Genomic DNA, 7,439 nt, shown 5'->3' with positions numbered 1-7,439 from the left:
CAAAGAGTGCCTGATCTGAATCGTGGAAACTGCGATGCACATCCTTGCGAAGCGTTTTGGAAGGTCGATCCGTCTGTATGGTGGACAAGGGAAGCACGTGACGGGTCACCTGACCATCATCAGAAGTGCTGCCATTCCTTGCATCACTCCCGCCGTTAACACGCGCATATCCTGAATGAGCACCATCGCTGTAATGGTCATGCTTCGTTTGCGCGGTGTCATGGTCACGATGTCGGGCATGCTCCTGATTTTCCGTTCCAATCTGTACATAGACTACGCCTTCTCCGTTATCCCACTTCAGCCGGTTGATTTCCTGGACAGCAGACACTGCCGGAGCGACCTGGTCACCCACGAACAAGAACAACGCTGGGTAATGGATGCTGCTTCGACCATCACCCAGGCTGCCTTGACGCTCCTGCTCTGTTGCATACTGTGCTGCATACTTCTCCAGATTGCGCTTCAGAGCATTGTTCGAGCTGAACTCCATCCCGGCCGCCATCTTACTTCAGCCTTCTGCGAATGTCATTCAGTTTCGATGACATCGTTCTGTAGAACTGGTAGATGTCTTCCCCGTTCGCCAGTTCTACTCGCTCGTATTCCAGACGATCACGGGATTCCATGAACAATGCAGCCAGATCATCCAACTTCGTAAGCAGTGGCGTGATATCTTCAGAAGCGGTCAGGTCGTTATCACGGCGGGACGCTTTGCGCAGCAATGTGCTGCGATCCTTCTCCGCGAGTCCACGGAAGTTGCCAAACACTTCATATTCGGCAAAGTTACGGCTCTTCATCAGGTTCGCAAACGGCTCCCACGCGTCTTCTTCCGGATCACGGTCATAGACGTACAGCGCGCCTTTCTTCACGATGGTATCGGTGTATAGTGCTTCGATGAAGCGGTCATACCACTGCTCCTCGTCCTGATGCTGGGCGAGAATGCCTTCCAGCTCGGCGACTTTGGCTGAGATAGCGTTCATCTTCGCCAGTTCTTCACGTACCCGTGCGATCAGCTGCGGGGAACGCACCAGGTTTTCTTTGGCCATATCTTCATTAATACTTCCGAAAATGTCCTTCACCGACACCCGTGGCAATCCTTCGGATTGCAGGCGTTTCAATTCAATAACTGCCCGCTTCACTTCACCCAGGTTCGGCGTGGTGGACGTGAGGCGCATGTCGTAGGCACCCAGCTTAGCAGACAAGTCAAACGGTTCCGTTGTCACAATTGCATAGCGGTTGCTTGTATTCTCATCAATGGATTTGGCTGTCACAATGTTGTATCCGAGCGCCTGCTCGAATTCGGTACGTACACGGGCATTGTACTGCTTGACCCGGGCGTTCTCGTACACATCTCCCCATGATTTTTCTGGAATTGGCGACGGCAGATAGGTCCAGTTATTCTTTTCGGTTTGCACCAGATGGCGTCCGATACCTTCTTTGTCCAAAATGGTACGTTCATAACTTTCCTCATATACTTTGAGCGGTGTATACACAAACAGTGGTACCCCGTTGCGAGTGTTCAGCCAGAAGATCCGGTTGCGCACTTCACTTTCCTTAACGGTAAAATGGGATTTGCCCACCGCATTGTTCTGATAATTGCGAATCCCTCTCAGAATGCCCGGCGCCTGTGCTGGTACCGATACGAATCCCCAGGATGGGAAATGCAGACTGCCTGTGCTGTTGCTCAGATTGAACACCGGAACCGCCTCATCATCCAGTTTGCCTGCAATGAAACGTTCCACGAATTTCTCGACAGACTCGTCCTGTCCATATTTGATAACCAGGAAGTCCTCCATCGAGCGGGTAATCAGATCGCCGAACTTCTCAGTCAGGAAATCAGAGATGGAGCTGACGATATCGATCTCGTTTTCTTTCACCCACTGGCTGGAGTTCTCCAGCAATTCACGCGAGAAGTCACGGATCAGATCATCCGTATCACGCTTGTCCAGCAGTCCATCCACCACACTGACGATATCCGGCACACTTACAACGTTCCAGTAATACGTTTTGTTGCCTTTGTGATCAGACTGTTCTTCGCCGCGTGTCAGGATATCCCCGTTTTTGGAGAAGATCGAGCTGAGTGCGTTCAGCGTTTCAGTAAATACGTTATAAATGCGGCTGTTCTCCTGGTTCAGCAATTCGTACAGGTCTTCGTAGAACTCAATCATCTGATCATTGCGTTCCACATCGGCATGCAGCCAGTACTCATGAATTTTTGCTTCAATATAAGCATTCTTCTTCTTCTCTTTGGAGACGAAAGCACTCTTCGCATCGCCCAGCTTCTCTTCGGACTGCTCCTGAGCGGCCTCAATGTCACGCGGAATGCGGAAGGCATTCTCACGCAGGGTTTCAATGTACGACTGAATCATCTTCAGTACACAGAAGCCTTTTTCCGTGTAGATCAGACGGGAGACATAGAACGGACCCTGTTCAGGATGCAAAAACATACGCCGGATCTGTTCGGTGAACTGACCCGCAATCTCTCCCGGCAGCTGCTTCTTCGCCTTGATATATTCCTCACGGGCACGAGCCAGGAAGTTCTGCTCCAGTTCGGTGTCCATGTTCACGACCTGTGATTTCACCACATTGCCATAGGACAGACGCTCACTGTTCTGGTAACCTGGCAGCGGCTCCGGCACACGGGCTTCAAAGGACTTGACCACACTTTCGAGATCAATGCCCAGCTTGCGGGCAAACTTCTCGGTATCCTCCTGGTTCGGCGCTTTGGAGAACATGGTGTTCATTTTGTCGAACATGCGGTAAGCCAGATAAGTCGTCATTTCTTCAATCGGCAGTACCGCTGAGGATGCACCGATAATGTTGTAATCATAGTTGGCCGGATAGGCTTTGTTCATCTGAGCAATGTTCGTGCGAATGTTGCTAATATAATCGTGGATGGCAAACTCCTCGCCGGATTGCTTTTCCTCACTCGCCATAAAGTTGGTGATGTTCTCGGCGGTGACGTTCATGCAGTAATCATAAGCATTCTCCAGCAGTTTGCCTTCCGTATTGGTTGCAGAAATCAGATGACACAGGTTGAACGGCGGCAGCGGTGAATTAACGGTCAGAATATTGCCATATTTCTGAGAGAAACGCTCCCCCCGGCTATCCACGTTCATCCAATAATCCAATTCCTTGAGCGCAGCGTATCCATTCTTGCGGATGTACTCACGAGTGTGCTCACTCAAGCTTTTGTTGGACAGGTTCACGTCTGGGGTGAACAAATATCCAAGCGTATTCACGCGGTCAATCCCGGCAGAGCCGTGATCACGTTCGATAATTCCGCGCACGATATAAGAGATATCAAGGAAGCAACCACTGCCCGTACCACCGGAAAGACCAGTCAGCAGGAACACCATCAGTTTTTTGTTGGTGCCTACAGATAATGTTTTGATCTTTTTGTCGATCGCCTGCACGACCTGGTTAATCTTCGTGAACAGCAGCAGGCGTCCAGCCTGACGCACACCTGCGGCGCCGTTCATGCCATCGGTGATGCTCAGCTCCGGAGACAGCCAGTCCGTAATATACGGCTCCAATACGCTGCGGTTCTGAAGCAGTCCGCCAATCTCGGCATTGGACAGCAATACAAATTCATTAATTGGATCAAGTCCGATGCCTTTATACTTCTTGGCGCGATCCTGTTCGTTCGTTTCAAAAGCAAGAAACTCCACGTTGGACGGTTTATCCATTTTTTTCTTGGATACCGGGTCCTGTGGCAGCTTGAAACGTCGGTTAATCTGGTATTTAAGGCGCAACAGCGCATCAATACCTGTTCCTCCAAGACCGATAATCAGAATCGGGTTATCAATCGTATCGACTCTGATTTTCTCACTGACAATCCCTCCGCCAAGCGATACATCCAGTTGCTGAATATGTTCTCTAACAATCGGTTTCATTCCAAGTCCTCCCTTATTTAAACCAGTTGGGCTAAAACTCATTACACTTGCCACTCCGATGACAGAGTAACCTTCCGATCGCTGTTATCCCCAGATTTTTTCAATTCACTTTTACAAAGTGAAAATCCGGGGATAAAGGCGAACGCTTCGCTTCTTCAGGTTTTCTCTGTCCTCTCCGTTCTCGTGTAAACAATTATATCCAAATTAAAATGCATTCCTTTTAAACCAAATAATCAAATTACACCAGATACTCAATTAAAATCGTTTTGTCCGCCTGTTGCAGCGGAATGCTCAGTCGGTCACCGTTCTTCAGTTCAACGCCTGAGCTTGCATCAACGGTACGGCCGGATTTCTCCAACGTTCCGCCAGCGGTGTTACGGATTATAATTCGATCCCCATTGCTGGGCGTAAATACATACTTCTCAGTTTCCTTCAATTCAGGGTCCAGCTGTAACAGCTGGTGCAGATGGAATCTGCCCCGGAAGGATGCCAGCTTTTTATATTGCGGGTACGACTTGTCCCCGGTATTCTCATCGCGAATTTCGACAACCATCTGTCCGACAAATCCACGGTTTTTGCGTTTCAGCCAGCCTAGCAGGAACCAGACACCCACAGCTACCACGATCAAGGCGATCACGCCCAAAATAACAGGCATCCATGGAAACGGCTTGTCCTGCTCGCCCGCAGGTGTCGTTGGCTGAGTTCCGCTACCGGCTGCTCCGCCCGCATTGATCGTAATTGGAGCACTTTCCCGGTAGAAGCTGTCTTCTTCTGCACGGATTACAAGCTCGTAGTTATGGTTGTCCGGCACTTCAAACGTTCCGGCGAACCCGGAGCCCGTGTTTTCGAGCGGCTGCTCCGTGCTTTTGCCTGTATCCTGATCGTTTACGACCAATGTTGCCTTCATATCAGCGTACAGGTCATTATCCTGCAGCGGCTGTCCTCCGTTCTCCAGCTTGGCGGTCAGATTCACTTTGTCGCCCTTCGTATAGGACTTGGTCTTAATTGGGTCCACAACGAGCTGGAGATCATAGTTGAACAACAGGTTGATATCGATGCTGTCTTTCGGAGCCCCTTTTACCCGAAGTTTCCAGTCGCCTTCCTGAGGCTTGAGCAGCTTCACCAAGGAATAACTCTTCGAAGTCGAGAGCTTGGCTGCGTCAGAGTTGAGATCTACGGCCTTGCCCGAAGGATCGGTCAATTCAATCTGGACTTGTTTTGAAGACATGATCGAGATGTTGGCTTCAAGTACACTGTCGTTCGGTACGTTCACGGTAACTTCCTGATAACTGCCGTTTCCTGTAATGGAGGGCAGCTTCACGACATTCAGTTTGGCATGATCGGCGAAAATCTCACTCAGAATCTGTGGCAGATCATCCGGTGTATCTGTGATAAAAGACTTGCCTCCGGTCTGCTGAGCCAGATCTGCAAGTGCGTCCTTGTTCAGTTTGCCGTCTGCGTTCAGTCCAATCGTATAGACGGGAATCCCCTGATCCTGTGCTTCTTTGACGGCCTTTGCCAGATCCGCATCGGATTGAGACTGGGTGCGACCTTTGGTTTTGTTAAAATCGTTGTTGCCATCAGCCAGCAGCACGATCATTGGCGAGTGAGATGCGTCTGCCCCATGGTTCAGCACATTCACCGCTTCAGCCACTCCGACAGAGATATCGGTATATGGCCCTCGGCCGAGCTGATCAATAAAATCTTTCAGGCTGCTCTTGTCCGCATCGGACTGAATCTCCAGCAATGCCTTTTCCCGCTCCACCTGATCGGTGTAAGCGACAATCCCTACCTTGTCCCCCTGGACCGGCAGCATATCAATAAACATTTTCATGGCTTCATTGCTGATCTTGTCACGGTCACTTGTATTCATTGAATTACTTACATCGGCTACAAGTACCGCATCGATTCCGCTTGTCTGTGCCTGAGCCGCTGCAGCATGTGGCAGCAACGCCTGAGGTAGCAGCAGCGTTAGAAATGCCAGCAGAACCAGAGTTCCGCTGAGCCAGCGTATTTTGCTTGTCCGCAGCATTGGGTGTACTCCTTCACGTTTGAGATTAAAATGGGAATAGTTTATTATAGGCGTCAAGCCTTAAGGAAATCTTAACAGTCTACTAATAAATTCTGAAAAGCACCCCTATCTTCAGTTACAGTTTTGTAATGACTGACAAAAATCGACGAATTCATGTCAGTAGCTGGCACAAAAGTTCCAACTATGGAAATATGATATAGTTATTGCCAGCAAACTGCAATATAACGACGCTTGATCAGTAAACATTATAACTACGCATATTTTAATTATGCCTAGAAAGGAACGGATTATGGTTACATACGGATGCCTCGCCATATTGTTTCTTTTTGTCATTATAAAGGTGATTGCGTTCCTGCTTCATCGGCGCAAACCCGTTTCAAGGGAAGATGCCGATCGAACCCTCTACACTATTCTGAATGGCGAGCGTGATTGAGCATGAGCAATAAACAAGTTGTATCCATCAAACCTTTTATAAGAACAACGCATGCATTTCAAAAGTTGCGTGTCTGCAAGCGGTGTGGCCAGTATACCTGCCTGTGGGAGGATCACTGTACTGCCTGTGGACGCGGCACCCTTGCCACAGTGGAAGAACGCGCCTCTTCCCGCGTCAAACGTCGGATTGCACGCGACTTGTTTATCACGGTAATCCTTGGTGCAGCAGCCACCTATTTTGGTGAAACCATAGACCAAACGATGGCGGCGGCCAGTGTCTCCCTGCTGCTTCTGGCTGGATTGATCTTCATGCAAAAGCGATCCTTCCAAGTGGAACAGCAGCGTGAACTTAAACGCATGCTGCGTCAGGATGAGGAAGCGATTCGCCAAGGCATTAACCGGAATTGGGCTCTTGTCGCAGAAGCACGCAAGCAGGATGAAGCGCTAGCCTATGAAATGCTCAGGGAGATCGGTTCACTCGTCTATAACGACCGGATTCGTCTGCAGCAGGTTGCGCTGCTGCAATCCTTCGTGCTGCGAAGTGATATGGACCTGCAGCTCAAACCGCTGCTGCTGCACAGCTTCGAGCGGCTGCTTGCTGAATATATCGGTGAAATCGCACGGCTGAAGCCCGAATTGGTCCGTGAAGATGCGATCCGGTATATCGCCACGTACGAAGTGAATATTTTGCAACTGCACAACGGGATTCAGATTCTGACGGCTGTAGCCGCCGCTGCTGTACGCAAGAGTAAATATATTGAGTTGTTCCCAAGTCTTATTACCCGCTACGCGCGCTTTATGCCCAAAGATCGGTTTATGCGGCTCTATCGAACTCTGGAGCTCTATCCTGGTAAGGCACGAGGTGGTCTGGCGGAGTCGGTTGGTCGGGTGTATAACGAGAAATATCGGGATTCGTACGCAGATATTCGTGTATAGAGCTGATGTATATGGACTCGAAATGTAAATTAGTGCAAACTCAATCCCTGTATATAGACGAACCAAAATTCGTTTACCCCTGCATGCATACTGGATTCACGCGTGACATTGTATAGTTTTTATCATATAAGCTTCTACGAAAAAACACC

3 protein-coding genes and 1 pseudogene are annotated in these 7,439 nt (G+C 49.5%); 1 reads left to right on the top strand and 3 read right to left on the bottom strand.

The genetic code is table 11. The features are described 5' to 3' along the window. The 3 genes and pseudogenes from A6049_RS31840 to A6049_RS31830 form a co-directional block, all read right to left on the bottom strand. Positions 1–499: pseudogene (locus A6049_RS31840) on the bottom strand (hypothetical protein); the annotation flags it as partial. A gap of 1 nt (position 500) precedes the next feature. Then, positions 501–3,890: a tubulin-like doman-containing protein gene (locus A6049_RS31835; protein ID WP_063568409.1), complete on the bottom strand. Its 3,390-nt coding sequence runs from the start codon at positions 3,888–3,890 to the stop codon at positions 501–503. Between the two features lie 238 nt (positions 3,891–4,128). Beyond that, positions 4,129–5,922, bottom strand: coding sequence for a vWA domain-containing protein (locus tag A6049_RS31830; RefSeq protein ID WP_063568408.1), 1,794 nt, complete (start codon positions 5,920–5,922; stop codon positions 4,129–4,131). 435 nt (positions 5,923–6,357) lie between these two features. On the opposite strand from A6049_RS31830, the gene A6049_RS31825 reads away from it, so the two are divergent. Continuing rightward, positions 6,358–7,290 carry a hypothetical protein gene (locus tag A6049_RS31825; protein ID WP_063568407.1) on the top strand — a complete coding sequence of 311 codons (933 nt, stop codon included), beginning with the start codon at positions 6,358–6,360 and terminating at the stop codon, positions 7,288–7,290. The last annotated feature ends 149 nt before the right edge of the window (positions 7,291–7,439 follow it).

It is taken from the genome of Paenibacillus sp. O199, from assembly GCF_001636635.1.
Classification (GTDB): Bacteria; Bacillota; Bacilli; order Paenibacillales; family Paenibacillaceae; genus Paenibacillus; species Paenibacillus marchantiae.
The sequence above is the reverse complement of the archived record's forward strand: the minus strand, read 5'-3'. Positions and strand labels throughout refer to the sequence as shown.